Source organism: Oleidesulfovibrio alaskensis DSM 16109, assembly GCF_000482745.1.
Taxonomy (GTDB): Bacteria; Desulfobacterota; Desulfovibrionia; order Desulfovibrionales; family Desulfovibrionaceae; genus Oleidesulfovibrio; species Oleidesulfovibrio alaskensis.
This window is the reverse complement of sequence record NZ_AXWQ01000007.1, coordinates 164,993-182,567: the sequence shown is the minus strand read 5'-3', so window position 1 is coordinate 182,567 and position 17,575 is coordinate 164,993. Positions and strand designations below refer to the sequence as shown.

Here is a 17,575-nt window from a genome sequence, read left to right as displayed (position 1 = left end):
ACTACCACAGCACAGGCAAAAGCCCTCTGGCAGCCAGCCAGCTGTTGGCCGTGACAAAATGCCCGCAGCCCAGAAACCCTTTGTGCGCGGAAAACGGCGAAGGATGAACACTTTCCAGCAGCAGATGGCGCCCCGTATCCACCAGAGCCGCCTTCTGTCTGGCATGATTGCCCCACAGCATGAATACCACGGCCGGACAGCGCTCTGAAACCGTGCGGATAATATCGTCCGTCACCGCGTGCCAGCCCAGCGCGGCATGAGACCCCGCCCGGCCCGCCTCCACCGTGAGGGCGGTGTTAAGCAAAAGCACGCCCTGTTCCGCCCACGGAGTGAGATCCGTCTGCACACCGTTATGCTGCATACCCGCCGCAGCCGGAGCTTCAGGCTTCTGTGCGGCGGCCTCTTTGAGCACATTACGCAGTGAAGGCGGCGGCTTGACCCCCTGCGGAACGGAAAACGCCAGCCCGTGGGCCTGACCTGCGCCGTGGTACGGGTCCTGCCCCACTATGACAACCCGCACTGTATGCAGCGGCGTGCAGTGCAGCGCGGCAAAGACCTGTCCTTCCGGCGGATAGACGGTTTTGCTACGACGCAGACGCGCGACTGAACGCAGCAGGGGCAGATGCGCCCCCTCGCGCAGCAACGGCACAGCCTGTGCCCAGTCAGCCGGCGGGGCATCGGCAAAAACATCAGAGCGGCTCATGCGCACCCCCGCGACAGCAATCCGACGGCATGCCTGTTCACTGCCGCTCCGCCCAGCGTTGCAGCCGGTCAAAACATTCCGTCAGCTCCGCCTCGTCCGCCCCGAAGGACAACCGCAGATGATTTTCTCCCGCCGGTCCGAAAGAGGCACCCGGAACGGTGATGACCCTCGCCTCTTCAAGAATGCGCCGGGCCACTTCCGGCGAAGGCTCCGGAGTACAGGAGTAACGGGCCATCACATAAAAAGCGCCCCGCGGCGGCACGCAGGTAAAAGCGGGAGCAAGAGCCGCCATGCGGTCCATGGTCAGACTGCGGCGTTTTTCCAGCGCGGCGCACATCTGTTCCACGCAGTCCTGCGGACCGGTCAGGGCTGCCAGCGCCGCATGCTGCGAAACAGTGGGAGCACAGATGGCCGTGGCATCGTGCACCTTGAGCATTTCACCCATCCATCCGGCTGAAGCAGCAGCGTACCCCACACGCCATCCCGTAAGGGCATACTTTTTGGAAAACGAATTGATGACAATGACATTTTCACGCATTTCAGGAAGACTTGCCGGACTGAGCGGCGCCGCATGTCCTCCGAACACCATATAGTCGTAAGTTTCGTCGGAAATAAGCACCAGATTGTGTTCGAGCGCCAGACGGCACAACGCACGCACATCCTCGTCCGCGTAGACCGTTCCCGTGGGGTTGCCCGGATTGCAGACAATCACCGCGCGGGTGCGCTCCGTCACTGCAGCTCGTACGGCCTCCACATCCAGCCCCCAGTCCGCGGAGCGCAGCGGCACATGCACGGGCACGCCTTCGGCCATGAGCACCTGTTCGGCATGCGAGGCATAGCCCGGAGAAGGAATGATGACCTCATCACCCCTGTCCACAACAGTCAGCAGCGCCATAAGCAGAGCTTCCATGGCACCCACGGTGACGGCCACCTCACTGTCAGGGTCCGCGGCAAAGCCCTTTGCGGCAGTCAGATGCTCCGCAATGGCCTGACGCAATGCGGGCATACCCGGCTGCAAGGAATACTTGCCCGCCGACGGATCATCGCGCAGCACCCTGCAGACGGCATCCACGATATGCGGGGGCGTGGAAAACGAGGGCACCCCCTGTCCCAGAGAAACACACCCGCCGATACGGGCGGCAAGCATGGGCATAAGTTTGGTGGCGGAAATCCTGATCTGCTGCACACGGCGTGCAACTCTGCGGGTCTGTGTCATGTCTGGCAGGCTCCTTATTGATATGGTCCGGCAGCAATCCGGCGCGGTGCGGCATTGCCCGTTCCGGCGGCACTATAGCCGCAGGTGTCCCGCCCCGCAATGTCCCTTGTATGCCTTTTGTGCCGCTTGCTCCTGCGCGGCAATCCGTGCCAGAATACATAACGCTCCGGTACAGCCATGAAGTATACCTGCACCATCACCAGACACAGCAGCCGCGGTACGCTGCGCGGCAAAACGGTACTGCGCGCCGCCCCCGGCGAGGTATCATGGCACATCGCACTCAAAATTCTGGGGTATATCCTGTTTATGCCGCACACCCCGCGCATAGAGGAAAACGTGGGCTGGCACTTTAAACCGGATCTTGCGGCCTACGCGCCCGACGGCGGTGTGTCGTTGTGGGTGGACTGCGGCAATATAGCCGTGCGTAAAATCAGCCGCGTGGCAGCGTGGCTGCCCGCCGCCGCAGAATTCCACATCCTGCGCCGCACAGTGCGGGATGCGTCTCTGCTGTGCGCCTCCGCGCGCGCCGTGCGCCGCCCGGAAAGGGTCCACATCACGGCTTTTGACAACGGTTTTGTCCATACGCTTGCCGACATGCTGGATGCCACAAACCGCATGGAGGCTGTTCTGGATAACCACCGGCTGGCACTGACGGTGACCTGCCGCAGCGGTACCGCCACACTGCACTCGGCACTGCACAGGCTTACTCCTGCCTCCGGCAACCCCGCGCGGCCCCGCTCCTGATGCCGCAAAGTACACGCAAAAACGGCCCGCAAAACGGGCCGTTGCTGTCCTTCGGCTCTGCTGGCCGCCGGCTCTGTCGGCATCGCGGCGGCACTGCCCGCTAGGCAGTCTGCCCCGTAAAGCGGACCAGTTCGAAAAGTTTTTTCTTCTGCGTGGATACAATATGGAAATACTGATCCTGCGGGATATAGATATACGGCACGTCCTCTGTTCTGCGGAACAGAAAGTGTGAAAGTATCATACGGTTTATGGCCTGATGCCCCACTATCATGATGGCAGGCGCATTGCCCGACAGAAACAGAGCCTTTTTCAGCCCCCTGTCCACGCGGGCTTTAAGCGTGGAGTACCCTTCACCGCGGGGATACACATAGTTATACTTGTCGCGGGCGCGCGCATCAAAGATTTCCGGCATGCGGCTGCGTATCTCATCATAGCGCATGCCTTCACATACTCCGGCGTTTATCTCGTCAAACTCGGTCAGGGCCATGCGTGTTGCGGCAAACCCCTGACGTTCCTGCCCTGCCAGCACCGGAGCTGCAGTCTGCGCCGAGCGCTGCCGCGTGCTGGTAAAAATATAGGGGATGACCATATTGCTGAAGTGACGCCCCAGTGCATTGGCCTGTGCCAGCCCTTTTTCCGTCAGGGGCGCGTCACCGCCGATACGCCCTTCGACGTTGTAAACGGTCTCGCCGTGGCGGACCAGATACAGGTTGCGCACCCAGTCGGAAACCAGAATATCGCGGATGCGGATGTAATGTGGCACCCTGTACCCCAGCCGTTCCTCCACGATACGGTTGTTCAGCGTATCCACCCGCAGAAAACAGCTTTCCTCGCCCAGCGGCACATAAATCCGCCTGTAGTATTCGATACGCCGGTTGAAGCTTTCGGCTGCCGCTTCCGGCGTCAGACCGGCAAATTCCGGCAGGCGCGTCTTGCGCTGGACCGAGGCTTCCAGCAGGTCGGGGTCGTCGTTGAAGCATTCCACAAACAACGTCGGCAGCCCGCGCGCGGATTCTTCTATCATGGCCCTGCGGGCGCGGCTGGCGTTGGTGGCATCCAGCACTGCCACATCGCCCCCGGCATGCAAAAATGCCAGTGCACGGCGTATATTTATCCGCGCCAGCTCTTCACGCCGCATACGCCCTTCTTCATTGCCGGGCTCATAAAATGAAGGCGCCGATGAATCCTGCCCCAGCCTTTCCCGTCGCAGTTCACCGTTATTGAAAATCTCCACCCGCAGGCCTTCACTTTCCAGCCCTTCGCGCAGCTTGGATGCCACAGTGGATTTGCCTCTGGCGGGCAGCCCCACCATTACAATGAACAGCCCGCTCATGCGTGCTCCTTTGCCGTTAGCTCTGCCTTCCGAAAAAACGGGTCATGGCCGCAAAGCGTTCGTAATGATACGCTTCCAGCTGATCCGCAGTCATGCGCCATGCCCAGTTGCCCTCAGCCACCGAAGGCGTGTTCATGCGCGATTCCGCGCCAAGTCCCAGCACATCCTGCAGCGGAAAAACAACCGTATCGGCCACACCGGCCATGGCAAGCCGCATGAATGCATGATGGGCATCTTCCTCCCGCACCGAATGTCCGGCAAATTCCCCCAGTCTGAAACGCTCTTCGTCGCCCGCTTCCTGCGTGAACCAGGCCCGCACAGGAGCGTTGTCATGGGTGCCGGTATACACCACACACCTGCGTTCGTGGTTAAAAGGTGCATCAGGATTACGGGTCAGATCACCGGAAAAGCCGAACTGCAGAATCTTCATGCCCGGAAGATTCCATGTGTTTTTAAGCTCGCGCACATCGGCGGTAATGACTCCCAGATCTTCGGCAATGATTGGCAGGCTGGTGAAGGCCCGCCCGAACGCGGAAAAAAGCTCCATGCCCGGTGCATCGACCCAGCGGCCGTTGACAGCCGTCTTTTCCGCCGCGGGAATCTGCCAGTAACCGGCAAACCCCCTGAAATGATCAAGACGCACCACGTCCGCCAGCCGGAAATTATGCCGCATACGGTCTATCCACCAGCGGAAACCGTCCTGCCGCATGGCCTGCCAGTTGTAAACAGGGTTACCCCAACGCTGCCCCGTCTCGCTGAAATAATCAGGCGGAACACCTGCCACGTAAACCGGATCCATTGACGCATCAAGCTGAAAATATTCGGGGTTGGCCCATACATCGGCGCTGTCATATGTCACATATATGGGCACGTCACCCACCAGCACCACGCCCAGTTCGCGGCAGTAGGCGTGCAAAGCGTCCCACTGGCGGAAAAAGAGGTACTGGACAAAGCGCTCATATTCCATCTCTCTGGCGTTGTCCTCGTCCCATGCCGCCAGAGCCTCTTCGTCGCGGTTGCGCAGCGCAGCCGGCCAGTGTCGCCACTCCGCCCCGCCATGTGCCCGCTTGATGGTCACAAAACGGGCGTAATCGTCCAGCCATGCGTTGTTTTGTCTGCAGAATTCCGCATAAAACCCGTCACTGGGCAGCGTATGGCTGTTGCGCTCAAACGCGGCGCGCAGCACCCGTTCCCGATGCCGCTCCCCCCTGTCATATTCCACCCGCGCGGGGTCGTCGTACAACGGTGCGTGATCGGCAACCTGAATGTCGGGCCATGCCACCACGCCCTGTTGCACCAGCAGTTCGGGACTGATGAACAACGGGTTACCCGCAAATGCGGAAGGACTGGAATACGGAGAGTTGCCGATGGCGGGCGACGTGGGCCCCAGCGGCAGAAACTGCCAGTACAGCTGACCTGTATTACGCAGCAGCCGCGCAAACCGGTAAGCGGCCGGTCCCAGATCTCCTATGCCGTACCCCGACGGTAACGAGGTGATATGCAGCAGCACGCCGCTGGAACGTACATTCATGAAAAAACCTCCCGGCTGAAATACGGAACAACGCAGTCTGACACAGCATGCGTTCCCGCTTTCTTGCTTTCCCGCCAGCGTACCACAACGCGACACTTCCTGCCATGTGTTATCCGCCCGCACCGCGGTTCTCTGTCTGAAGAGAACAGAACACCGCCCGCAGGCAGAAACAACCGGTACGCGGTGCCGCGGCACACGTTCACGCGCCATCAACCGCGGCGGCTCCGTGGTTCCGCCGGACTGGTCACAAACATCGGCTGCCGGCTGCAACTGCCTGTCGGTCACGCTGACAGCAGGCTCGGCGCAGATGAGCAGCGGTGAAAAAAGAAAGGAAAAAAAGAAGTACGCCGGATGGCGTTAAAAGAAAAAGCGGTACGGGGCATCGTCCATACCGGAAATGACACCGGCAGGCAGCACGGAAAGAAACAGCTCGCGCAGAATGCTGCGTTTTTCTTCGGGGCCCGCCTGCACCGGCAGTTCCCCCGTGGCGTTGCACAGCCGCAGCAGTTCCTGCATGGCCGTATGTCTGTCTCCCAGCATATCAACCAGCCCCGCCTGCAGCGCCTGTCTGCCGGTCATGGCCCGGCCGTCTGCAACCAGCCGCACATCCTCGGGCGGCAGATGCCGTCCTTCGGCCACGGCCTGCACAAACTGGTCGTACATATCCATCACAACGGACTGCAGATACTCCCGCTCGCGGGGGGTCATCTCCGCAAAGGGAGAACCGGCATTTTTCAACTCGCCGCTGGTCAGCGCCACATGGTGTATGCCCAGCGCCTTCATCAGCTCGTGCACGTTGCCCATTTCCATCTTTACGCCGATGCTGGCCGTAAGCGTGGAAGGATTGGCCACAATGCGGGTTGCCGGAACAGATATGTAGTAGCCGCCGGAAGCAGCAGCGGCCCCCATGGAAACAACCACAGGCTTGCTTGCCGCAAGACGCTTCACCGCGTCGTGCAGCTCCTGCGAAGGCGCCACCGCCCCGCCCGGCGAATTGACCCGCAGCAGCACCCCGCGCACGTCGGGGTCGCGGCGCAGTTCTTCGGCAAAATCAACATAGGGGGTGGTGTCCAGCAGCATGCCCTGCACGTTGATGAGACCCAGCCGCTGGCCGCCCGAAAAATCTTCATCGCCGAACAGCAAACGCAAAGTGGCCATGGCCCCCCAGAAGAGGGCCACAGCCACCAGTATAAGCATCATTCCGAAGAGAAAAGGATGCCTCTGGCTAAAGGTAAGCCTAGTTGTCTGCTGCATCCTCTTCAAGCTTCAGCTTGAGAATGTCGCCCAGAGTCTGTCCGCCTGCTTCTGCAGGGCCGGAACGGAACTCTTTGGGACGGCGGCGTTCTTCGTCGTCCTTGATCTGCTTGATGGACAGACCGAGGCGGCGTTCTTCCGCGCTCACGTGAATGACTTTCGCCTGAATGGTCACGCCTTCCTTGAACATTTCAGAGGGAGACTTCACCTTTTTCTGGCTGATTTCAGACACGTGCACCAGACCTTCGATACCTTCTTCAACTTCCACAAAGAGGCCGAAGTCGGTGATGTTGGTAACAACGCCGTTCACCAGCGTACCCACGGGGTAGTTTGCGGGCACCTTGCTCCACGGATCTTCGGTCAGCTGCTTCACGCCGAGGGTGAACTTTTCGCTTTCCTGATCCACGGTCAGCACTTTTGCCTGCACGGTGTCGCCCACGTTGTACAGTTCGTTGGGATGACGGATTTTCTTGGTCCAGCTGATGTCGGAGACGTGGATAAGACCGTCGATGCCGTCTTCGATACCGATGAACATGCCGAATTCGGTAATGTTCTTGATGACACCTTCAAGGATGGTGCCTTCGGGGTATTTTTCTGCAACAACTTCCCAGGGATTCGGCTTGACCTGCTTCATGCCCAGAGAAATGCGCTTTTTGTCGGGATCAACGCCCAGAATGACCACTTCCACTTCGTCGCCGACGCGAACCATCTGGGAAGGATGACGCAGCTTGCGGGTCCAGGACATTTCAGAAATGTGCACCAGACCTTCAACGCCGGGTTCCAGTTCCACAAATGCGCCGTAGTCGACCAGATTGGTCACCTTGCCGTTCAGGCGGGCGTTTTCGGGGTACTTAGAGGTGATATCGGCCCAGGGGTCGTTCACCAGCTGCTTCATGCCCAGAGAAACCTTCTGGCTGTCACGGTCAAAGCTCAGAATCTTCAGTTCCAGCTCCTGCCCCAGAGAAACCAGTTCCTTGGGATGACGGATACGCTTCCAGGACATGTCGGTGATGTGCAGCAGACCGTCCAGACCGCCAAGGTCAACGAACACACCGTATTCGGTGATGTTCTTTGCCTTACCGGTAACGATCTGACCCTCTTCGAGGGTTTTCAACAGATCCTGACGCTTGGAATCGCGTTCTTCTTCCAGCAACACGCGGCGGGAAACGATGACGTTGCTACGGCGGCGGTTGATCTTGAGCACGCGGAAGTCGAATTCCTGGTTGACCAGTGCGTCCATGTCAGGCACGGGGCGCAGGTCCACATGAGAGCCGGGCAAGAACGCTTCCACTCCACCCAGATCGACGGTGTAACCGCCTTTGATGCGGCGAATGATACGACCGCAGGTTGTGCCTTCACTTTCCTGTACTTCTTCGAGCTTGTCGAAGACCTGCATGCGCTTGGCCTTTTCAAAGGACAAGGTGATGGTGCCTTCCATCTCGTTCTTGCGGGCTACGAACACGTCTACGGTGTCGCCCACCTTGATGGCAAGGTTTCCTTCGGCGTCCTTGAATTCGCTTGCAGCAATCTGACCCTCGGACTTGAAGTTCACATCGACCAGCACGTAGTCGCCGTCCACACGGACAACTTCGCCTTTTACAATGGAACCTTCTTCAAGATCTCCGAAATCGGAGCTGAGGTAGTTTTCGAGGGCGCTCTCAAAGCTCATTTCTGCATCGAGAGAGGTATCAATGGTTTCGGTTGTCATACGTTTCCTCCAACCAACAAATTTTCCCGCTACCGTCCTGCGGGATTTGCCTCATTACCAAAAAGGCGGCAGGAACTCAACTGTAAATCCTGTTTATGAGAGTGCCACAAGATCATAGGTCCGCGATTCCACTATCTCGGCACGCACCATGGCTCCGGGTTTCACCCCCGGTCCGCTTATGTAGGTCACGCCGTCAATTTCCGGCGCCTGAAACCATGTGCGGCCCACATGCAGCCCCGGCCACTCCTCGTGCGCGGCGTCCACCAGCACGTCTTCGTCGCTGCCGGTAAACCCTTCCAGAATTTCTTCGCTTATCTCTGCCTGCACTTCCATCAGGGCATCGCGGCGCCAGTCTTTTTCCACTTCATCCACCTGACCGGGCATGCCGGCTGCGGGGGTGCCTTCTTCGGCACGATAGGCAAACACGCCCAGATGCATAAAACGCACATCCTGCACAAAGCGCGTCAGATGGTCGTAGTGCTGCTGTGTCTCACCGGGAAAGCCCACTATGATGGACGTGCGCAGCGCCGCTTCGGGAAAGACATCGCGCACGCGGTCCACCACTTCGCGCGGGTTGCGGGCAAAAGGACGTCCCATGCGCGACAGCACATCAGGATGGGCGTGCTGCACGGGAATATCAAAATACGGCACAAAAGGTTTGCCCGCATCACGCAGATAACGGAGCAGACCGGCATCAAGACCGGCAGGATACAGATACATGAGCCGCAGCCGTTCCAGCCCGTCCAGCGGCAGCAGCCTGTCCAGCAGCGAACGCAGACCGTGCCTGAGTCCCATGTCTCTGCCGTAGGCGGCAACATCCTGCGCCACAAATATCAGCTCCTTCACCCCGCGGGAAAGCAGGTTGACGGCCTCCGCTTCCAGCACGTCGGCCGGAGTGGACACCAGCCCGCCGCGGATGGAAGGTATGGTGCAGAAAGAACAGTTATGGCCGCAGCCGTCGCTGACCTTGAGGTAGGCATATGACGGACCGGTGGAAAGCAGACGCACCGGCGGCACATGCACCGCAACTCCCAGCGCGCGGCCTATCATCTCCGGCCATGCATCCATGTCTCTGTTGGTCAGCCACAGATCAACCTCGGGCAGTTCTGCGGCCAGATCCTGCCGGCCGTACCGGCCCACCAGACAGCCGGCCACAGCCAGCAGCGGCCTGCGGGGCAGGTCTTCCAGTTCGGCCACGGCCTCGACCACCGTCCGGACAGACTCTTCCACCGCCGGAGCAATGAACCCGCAGGTATTGATGAGTACAAGGTCGGCATCCGCCATCTCCCGGACGGGTCGGACCTCCGGCCCCAGCACGCCCAGCAGCCACTCGGTGTCCACGCGGTTCTTGGGACAGCCGAGACTTATCGAATAAACGCTTATCATAAGGAGTAAGACAGGGTAAAAGGTAACTGTGCAACCCGCGCATTGCCACGGCGGGACTCACTATGCAAGTAAAATAATGCCGGCCGGACGGGACCGCGTACGTCACAGTCAAGGAGGCATCATGACCGCAAACACACACCAGCCGCCGCTGGCGGAACTGCACCCCGTGCGGCCTGTCAGACTGGGCATAGCCACAGTGGGCACGGGAAGCAGTCTGGAGCTTCTGGCGGGGCTGTTCAGCCGCACCGATTTCCGGCAGGCATTTCCGCAGGTATGCATCACCGCGCTGCTGCTGGATGATGACACCCAGCCGCCCGCCGGTCTGGCGCACATTCCGCGCTATGCACAGCTTGCGCCGCTGCTGGAAGCGCAACCGCTGACAACCGTGCTGGCAGACATGACGGAAGACGGCAGACACATGGCCTGTCTGCGCCGCGAGGCACCGCCGCGCATGGCAGTGCTGGACGCCTGTACCGTCACGGCTTTTTTCAGCATCATCACATCGGAACAGCTGTGCCGCACATGCCATGTGCATCTTTCACATGCGCGCACTCTTTTCGCCGCTCTCATCGACCAGATTGACGAAGACATTCTGCTGCTGGACGCGGAAGGACGCATAACCGACCTGAACAAAAAGGTGCTGGAACGGCGCGGCGGGGCCAAAGAAGACTGGCTGGGCCGCTACTGCTGCGATCTGGAAGGACAGGACTTCTGCTCCACCTGTCAGGGAGCCTGCCCGTTTGAAGAGACCCTGCGCACAGGAGCCAAGGCGGAACAGATACACACCCGCGTAACCCCCGAAGGCAAGGTAAGTTACCACCGCGTGTACACGTATCCCGTGCATGACGAACACGGCACCCTTACACGGATCATAGAAATGCGCCGCGACATCACAGGCCGCACCAACATGGAACGCAAACTCCATCAATCTGAAAAAATGGCGGCCATAGGCGAACTGGCAACCTACATCGCGCATGAAATCCGCAACCCGCTTTTTGCCATCGGCGGCTTTGCCAATGCGCTTCTCCGGTCGCCTTCGCTGGACGACAACGCACGCGAAAAAGCACGCATCATATTGGAAGAATCCAGACGGCTGGACACAATTCTGCGCAGCACCATGAATTTTGCCAAGCCCAGCGACCCGCGCCGCGGCGATGTGGACATGAACCACATAGTACGCGACACCATGGGGCTGATGCGGCTGAACGATGAAAAACGCAGCATAACCACCGGCGTGGATCTGACAGAACCGCTGCCTCTGGCGCGCGGCGATGCCGACATGACCAAACAGTGCCTTATCAACCTTGTTAAAAACGCACAGGAAGCCATGCCCCGGGGCGGCAGCTTGACGGTGCGTACCGGAATGAAGCAAAGGGGAATCTTCATTCAGGTAGAGGATACCGGAACCGGCATTCCCGAAGAGATACGGGAAAATGTCTTCAGCCCGTTTTTTTCCACCAAAGACAAAGGGGCCGGTCTGGGCCTTGCCATGACCAAAAAACTTATCGAGGAAATGGGCGGCGCCGTTGAACTGCAGACCGCCGAGGGCAAGGGGACATCCGTCACCCTGTTTCTGCAACCGCTGCTGACGGTGGACGACGCACCGGCAGCGCTCTGACCCGTTTACCCGTCTTTCAGGAGCCTGAACCGCATGAAACAGCAGGTTATCGTACTTGCCACCCGCAACAGAGGAAAAATCGCGGAACTTTCCGCCATGCTTGCAGACACGGGACTGACCGTACGCGGACTGGATGACTTTCCGCAGGTGGGCGAAATAGAGGAAACCGGCACGACGTTTGAAGAAAACGCCCTGCTGAAAGCGCGTGCCGTGGCGCAGGCCACAGGTCTGGTGGCCGTGGCCGACGATTCCGGCCTGTCCGTGGACGCACTGGACGGGGCACCGGGCGTATATTCGGCCCGCTACAGTGACGACAGCCCGCACCTGCCCGGCGAAACCCGCGACCAGCGCAACAATGCCAAGCTGCTGGGGGCGCTGGCAGGCGTACCGCACGAAAAGCGTACAGCGCGGTTCATGTGCGTCATGGCCGCAGCCGCGCCCAACGGACACACCGCCACGGCCCGCGGCTCGTGGGAAGGCCACATAGCCACAGCCGCCAGAGGCAGCAACGGTTTCGGGTACGACCCGCTGTTCATCGATTCAGACTCCGGCCTGCACTCCGCAGAACTGCCGCCCGAACAGAAAAATGCCCGCTCGCACCGCGGCAAGGCTCTTGCCGCACTCATGCGTATCTGGCCCGAGTTCTGGCAGCAGGCCTGCTGAGGCTGCCGCAGCCGCACACTTCCGGCCCTGTTTCTGACTATCCTGTCAGGAACAGGGCTTTTTTTAAAACGCACGGCCGGGCGTGGCGGTACACACCGCATGCCGGATGTGACGCACGTCACAGTGTTCCGCCGCAGGACAGGGCATATCCGGCACATGACACAACCGGAGAAAAAATCGGCCCCTGCGGGATACCTGTGCAAAATGCGGGGCTGTGCAACCAATGACTGGCGCCCCTGCATGCACGAAGCCTGCTGGTCAGCCGCAGGTGCTTTTGCGGGCATCCTGCTGCTGGGACTGCTCAATTCGTTTCTTTCCCGCGCAGACAGCGTGCTGCTGATAGGGTCCTTCGGCGCATCGGCAGTGCTGGCCTACGGCGCCCCCGATGCTCCTCTGTCGCAGCCGCGCAATCTGGTGGGCGGGCACCTGCTGTCGGCCGCGACAGGCGTTGCCTGTTTCCAGCTGCTGGGCAACGACGCCTTTGCCGCGGCGACGGCTGTTTCGCTGGCCATTTTTTTCATGCATCTTACCGGCACGCTGCATCCTCCGGGCGGTGCCACCGCGCTTATCGCCGTTATCGGCAGCCCCGCCGTGCACGCGCTGGGCTACATGTATGTAATCATACCCGCCGGCGCGGGTGCAGCCATCATTCTGGGCGTGGCTCTTGTGGTCAACAACCTCAGCCGCAGGCGCAGTTATCCGCGCTGGTGGTGGTGAGTGTCTCATACTCTTGCGCTGATGCCCCCGACAACGTACTATGCCCGACTGTTACTTCCCGTCCGGAATCGCAAGTCTCCGGCACATCCCGCAAGGAGAACCCTATGTGTGGCATAATCGGCTACGCGGGGCACCGCCCCGCCGTTCCCGTCATCATTGAAGGCCTGCGCAGGCTGGAATATCGTGGTTACGACTCCGCAGGGGTCGCCTTTGTACAGAACAAAGAGCTGAACATCGTCCGCGCCGAAGGCAAACTGGCCAATCTGGAAACAAAGCTGGAAAGCATAAACGTGACCATGGCGACCAGCGGCATCGGTCATACCCGCTGGGCAACACACGGGGTGCCCGTAGAACGCAACGCACACCCGCATTGTTGTCAGGACGGTTCGCTGGCCATCATTCACAACGGCATCATCGAAAACTACCAGCAGCTCAAGGCTGAACTGCTGGAAAAAGGGTATGAGTTCCGGTCTGAAACCGACACGGAAGTCTGTGCCAACCTCATTGCCGAATGTCTGCGCAGCACAGGCTCGCTGGATACGGCCATATCCATGGCGCTGCAGCGGGCCGAAGGCGCATACGCCATTGTGGTATGCGATTCGCGCAACCCCGGCACGCTGTACGCCGCACGGCAGTCCAGCCCGCTGGTCATGGGCATAGGGCAGGGCGAAAATTTCCTTGCTTCCGACATTCCCGCATTTCTGCCCTACACGCGTGACGTGGTCTTTCTGGAAGACGGAGAAATGGTCCGCATCGACGCCAACAGCTGGAGCGTCATGAATGTAAAAGACCTTTCTCCGGTTGAAAAACAGGTTCACCACATCACGTGGGACGTTCAGGCCGCACAGAAAGGCGGCTACAAGCACTTCATGCTCAAGGAAATCTTCGAGCAGCCCCGTGTGATCAGCGACTGCCTGACCGGACGCATGGACTGGAAACAGCGCACCGTCACCCTGCCGGAACTGGAACAGGCTGCCATTCCCTCGCGGCTGCATATCGTGGCCTGCGGCACCAGTTTTCACGCCGGTTTGTGGGGCAAACAGCTGCTGGAACAATGGGCCGGTGTGCCGGTGAGCGTTGAAATAGCCTCTGAATTCCGCTACCGCCAGCCCATCATGCAACAGGGCGAAGCCGTACTGGTTATCAGCCAGTCCGGTGAAACCGCAGACACACTGGCAGGGCTGAGGCTGGCCAAAGAGCAGGGCCTGCCGGTCATCGGCCTGTGCAACGTTGTCGGCTCATCCATCGCGCGAGAAGCGGACACGGTGGTCTACACGCAGGCAGGGCCGGAAATCAGTGTGGCTTCCACCAAGGCCATGACCAGCCAGATGACTGCGCTGGCACTGCTGGCGCTTTACTGGGGCATACGCAAAGGCGTGCTGCCCGATGAAACCCGCAGAGCCGCGGTGGACGGGCTGGAAAAACTGCCCGGACAGCTTGAATCGGAACTGCCCAGAATGCGGGAAGAAGCCAAACGTCTTGCCCGCGAATACTCTTCGGCACGCAGTTTCTTTTTTCTGGGGCGCGGGCTCAGCTATCCGCTGGCACTGGAAGGCGCACTCAAGCTCAAGGAAATTTCCTACATCCATGCCGAAGGCTATGCCGCCGGTGAAATGAAGCACGGCCCCATAGCGCTTATCGATCCGGAATTCCCCACGTTTGCCGTGGCGCCCGCCGACGATCTGTACCCCAAAGTCAAATCAAACCTGCAGGAAGTACAGGCACGCTCCGGCCGCATCATCGCACTGGTGCATCCGGGGGCCGACCTTGCCGTGGACAGCCCGTGGGTCATGGCCGAGGCATGGGGCCCGCTCTCATCGTTTCTGGCCCTGCCCGCTCTGCAGCTCTTCAGCTATGAAGCCGCAGACTATCTGGGCAAAGACGTTGACCAGCCCAGAAACCTGGCAAAAAGCGTCACCGTGGAATAACAGCGGTCTGTCAGACACCCGATGCGCTCCCTGCCGCCTTTATCTGAAGGCGTGCGGGGAGCGCTTTTTTTTGCGGCCCGCGCGCTGTCTTCATTCATCCCGGCATACTGCCCACAGGCATCAGGCGGAACACAACGCACCTGCGGCCTGAAAAACCGACGGGCGCAGGCCGCGCAGTCTCTGTCCGGAAAATACTCCGTTACCGTACGCAATCTGTTACAGTTGATTCTACAGAGAGAAATATGCTCCTGCTGCGGGAAATATATCATCAGCGTTGATTTCCGTTTTCACGGTTTGCCCGCTGCAGGTGTATAAGGCATATATACAGACAAACCCCTCAGGAGGACATATGCTTCATCTGCGTTCAACTGTATCAACGTCTCTTGGTGTGGCCGTCATCGGGCTGGCTGCATATGCGGTCTACAAAAGCGGGCTGCTGCGCAAGGCTGCCGTGGGAGTCATCCGCGGCGGGGTAAAGGCCTCGGCATGGGCGGAAGATCGTTACAAATGCGCCCGTGATAATGTAAAAGACATGGTGGAAGAAGCCCGCAAAGAACCGGCACCGTGTCCCGTGACGGTAAAAGAGGAAAAAGCCTGACATCCTGCTGACACACAAAAAAAGCCTTTTCCGCGGGGAAAGGCTTTTTTGTATTCCGTCTGCGCGGCGGGGTCAGTTCCGCCGGTCTGCCTGCTGTCCGGCTGCCGGCCGTCTGCCGGCCGCCCAGGCTGAGCCGCCAAGTATGGCGAACGTTGTGGCATTATGAACAGCAGCTGCCGCAACAGGTGACAGCAGCCCCGCACCGGCCACAAGCAGCAGGCCGGTATTTATGCCCACCCCTGCCGTAAAGCAGTTATCCAGTATTCCCGCAGCCCTCAGGCCGGTATCCCGCGCCACCACCAGCCCGTGCAGAGAGTCACGCAGCAGCACAATGCGGGCCGATTCTCTGGCCAGTCCCTGCGTGCGTGAAAGTGACACCCCCACATCTGCCGCCACAAAAGCAGGAGCATCGTTCACGCCGTCGCCGATCATGGCCACCTTGTGCCCTTTGCTCCGCAGGTCTTTCACAAAAGCGGCTTTTTCTTCCGGCAGCAGGTCCGTATGCATCCCGTCAATACCGGGCACCTGTGCAAGCAGAGTCTCAGCAGTCCGGGCATGATCGCCTGTCAGCACATAAACATGCCGTATGCCCCGCAAACGCATCTGCCGCAGCACATCGCATGCTTCGGGGCGTATCTCGTCGCGCAGGGCAATAAGGCCCAGCAGCGAATCGCCGGAAGCAACAAACACCAGCGTCTTGGCCTCACTGCGCAACCGTTCAGCCTCTCCGGCCAGTGCCGCGCAGCTGATGCCGCAGTCTTCGGCAATGTAGTGATGGCTGCCCACACGCACCACGCGGCCGGCCACCACGGCCTCTATGCCGTGTGCGATACTGCAGCAGGCATTGCCCGCCGGCAGCAGATCAAGGCCCCTGCGCGCCGCTTCCGCCACCACGGCCTGCCCCACGGGATGATCCGACCGGTCTTCCACCGATGCGGCCAGACGGATAAATTCATCATCAGCAATACCGGCCGTAAGCACATCAGTGACCCGCAGCCGCCCTGTGGTCAGAGTTCCGGTCTTGTCAAAAACCAGAGTGTCGGCTTCTGCAAACGCATCCAGTCCGGAGCCGCTTTTAATCAGCACGCCCTCTCTGGCAGCGGTATGCAGCGAAGTTTTAATAACCACGGGCGCGGGCAGCTTTACCGCACAGGCATAATCGATGGTAAGAACAGAAAGAGCGCGCGAGGCGTCATGCGTGGCGGCATACAGGACGGCGCCCAGACCAAGCGTGATGGGGGCAAGCATGTCCGCAAGCCTGTCGCTGCGGCGTTCTCTGGCCGAAACTTCACGCAGCGCATTTTCCATAAAGCCCGAAATTCTGGCCATGTTTGTTTCGGCACCGGTACGCCGGGCCTCAATGGTCACAGCGCCTTCACGGACAATGCAGCCGGAGAGAATCTCCGCTCCCTCCTTCACATACACCGGAGCGGATTCTCCGGTTATGGAACTGCAGTCCAGCAAAGCCTCACCCGCCACCACCAGTCCGTCCACAGCCACCAGCCCGCCGCTGCCTGCAAGCACCAGATCGCCGGGAACCACATCGGCAAAGGCAACGGCGACCTCCGCATCTCCGCGGCGCACCCATACCGACTCCACAGGAGCGGCCACAAGGCTCTTCAGCAGCCCGTTGGAGCGGTCCTCGGTTGCCTGACGCAGAAATTCGCCCACAACAACCATGGTGGATATGGACGCGGCAGCCACATAATCGCCGCGCAGCAGCGAAAAGCCTATGGTCGCCATGTCCAGCACCCGCACCTTGAGTCCCTGAGTGAGCAGCGTTTCAGCCCCTTTCAGCACTGCGGGAGCGCCCATTGCGGCCGCCACCGGCAGTTGCAGCCCGGGCGGCATCGCGGCAACAGCTGCGGTCATTGCCGCATGAAACACCGCATCGCCCAGACCTCTGCGCGGCGGTGCGGGCACCCCGCGCGAAAAAGCCCGTGCCGGTACCCGCAGCAGCACGTTGCCGAAATCCGCCCCGCTCCCCTGCGGGGCAAGCTCTATCACCACACAGGCGGCGCGGGGGTTCACTCTGGCCCGCGCCACACCTTCTGTATTTTCAAGCCATGCTTCAAAATACTCCGGATCAAGCGCGGGGTCGGACAGCCTGCGCCACCTGTAGCGCAATCTGCCGCGGGTGCGGTGTACAAGCTGCGGCAAAGGATACTGTGCCACG

General features: G+C 60.1%; 14 protein-coding genes. 6 read left to right on the top strand and 8 right to left on the bottom strand.

Translation table 11 applies throughout. The annotated features are described in order from the left end of the window. Position 1: 1 nt before the first annotated feature. Entirely contained in the window at positions 2 to 703 is a 702-nt protein-coding gene (gene ung, locus H586_RS0107540) for a uracil-DNA glycosylase (RefSeq protein WP_011366635.1), read from the bottom strand. Positions 704 to 740: 37 nt separating this feature from the next. Continuing rightward, positions 741 to 1,919: a pyridoxal phosphate-dependent aminotransferase gene (locus H586_RS0107535; protein WP_027181740.1), complete on the bottom strand. Its 1,179-nt coding sequence runs from the start codon at positions 1,917 to 1,919 to the stop codon at positions 741 to 743. A 177-nt stretch (positions 1,920 to 2,096) separates the two neighbouring features. Here H586_RS0107535 and H586_RS18590 point away from each other — a divergent pair, with 177 nt between their 5' ends. After that, positions 2,097 to 2,663: a YaeQ family protein gene (locus tag H586_RS18590; protein ID WP_011366633.1), complete on the top strand. Its 567-nt coding sequence runs from the start codon at positions 2,097 to 2,099 to the stop codon at positions 2,661 to 2,663. Between the two features lie 100 nt (positions 2,664 to 2,763). On the opposite strand, the gene H586_RS0107525 is transcribed toward H586_RS18590, so the two are convergent. The 5 genes from H586_RS0107525 to rimO form a co-directional block, all read right to left on the bottom strand. Next, a complete protein-coding gene (locus H586_RS0107525; protein WP_011366632.1) occupies positions 2,764 to 3,996 on the bottom strand; it encodes a bifunctional nucleoside/nucleotide kinase/histidine phosphatase family protein in 1,233 nt (410 codons plus the stop codon). 16 nt (positions 3,997 to 4,012) lie between these two features. Further along, the gene (gene malQ / locus H586_RS0107520) at positions 4,013 to 5,527 is read right to left on the bottom strand and encodes a 4-alpha-glucanotransferase (protein WP_027181739.1); all 1,515 of its coding nucleotides are present in this window, start codon (positions 5,525 to 5,527) and stop codon (positions 4,013 to 4,015) included. Between the two features lie 357 nt (positions 5,528 to 5,884). After that, a complete protein-coding gene (gene sppA / locus H586_RS18585) occupies positions 5,885 to 6,781 on the bottom strand; it encodes a signal peptide peptidase SppA (protein ID WP_034618807.1) in 897 nt (298 codons plus the stop codon). Beyond that, positions 6,765 to 8,489, bottom strand: coding sequence for a 30S ribosomal protein S1 (locus H586_RS0107500; protein ID WP_011366629.1), 1,725 nt, complete (start codon positions 8,487 to 8,489; stop codon positions 6,765 to 6,767). Before H586_RS0107500 ends, sppA begins: the two co-directional genes overlap by 17 nt. A gap of 93 nt (positions 8,490 to 8,582) precedes the next feature. Next, on the bottom strand, positions 8,583 to 9,875 hold the full coding sequence (rimO, locus tag H586_RS0107495; RefSeq protein ID WP_011366628.1) for a 30S ribosomal protein S12 methylthiotransferase RimO: 1,293 nt from the start codon (positions 9,873 to 9,875) through the stop codon (positions 8,583 to 8,585). A 121-nt stretch (positions 9,876 to 9,996) separates the two neighbouring features. Between rimO and H586_RS0107490 the strand changes: the two genes are divergently transcribed. The 5 genes from H586_RS0107490 to H586_RS18580 all read left to right on the top strand — a co-directional run bounded on the left by H586_RS0107490 (position 9,997) and on the right by H586_RS18580 (position 15,399). Next, on the top strand, positions 9,997 to 11,493 hold the full coding sequence (locus H586_RS0107490; protein WP_051363923.1) for a two-component system sensor histidine kinase NtrB: 1,497 nt from the start codon (positions 9,997 to 9,999) through the stop codon (positions 11,491 to 11,493). A 33-nt stretch (positions 11,494 to 11,526) separates the two neighbouring features. Beyond that, positions 11,527 to 12,156, top strand: coding sequence for an XTP/dITP diphosphatase (locus tag H586_RS0107485; protein ID WP_011366626.1), 630 nt, complete (start codon positions 11,527 to 11,529; stop codon positions 12,154 to 12,156). A gap of 156 nt (positions 12,157 to 12,312) precedes the next feature. Then, the gene (locus H586_RS0107480; RefSeq protein WP_051363942.1) at positions 12,313 to 12,873 is read left to right on the top strand and encodes an HPP family protein; all 561 of its coding nucleotides are present in this window, start codon (positions 12,313 to 12,315) and stop codon (positions 12,871 to 12,873) included. 104 nt (positions 12,874 to 12,977) lie between these two features. After that, on the top strand, positions 12,978 to 14,801 hold the full coding sequence (gene glmS / locus H586_RS0107475; RefSeq protein ID WP_011366624.1) for a glutamine--fructose-6-phosphate transaminase (isomerizing): 1,824 nt from the start codon (positions 12,978 to 12,980) through the stop codon (positions 14,799 to 14,801). Between the two features lie 349 nt (positions 14,802 to 15,150). Next, the gene (locus H586_RS18580) at positions 15,151 to 15,399 is read left to right on the top strand and encodes a hypothetical protein (RefSeq protein WP_011366621.1); all 249 of its coding nucleotides are present in this window, start codon (positions 15,151 to 15,153) and stop codon (positions 15,397 to 15,399) included. 72 nt (positions 15,400 to 15,471) lie between these two features. Here the strand turns inward: H586_RS18580 and H586_RS0107460 are convergent, their stop codons facing one another. Beyond that, positions 15,472 to 17,574 (bottom strand): heavy metal translocating P-type ATPase, encoded by a 2,103-nt coding sequence (locus H586_RS0107460; RefSeq protein WP_051363922.1) that lies wholly within the window; start codon positions 17,572 to 17,574, stop codon positions 15,472 to 15,474. Position 17,575: the final 1 nt, after the last annotated feature.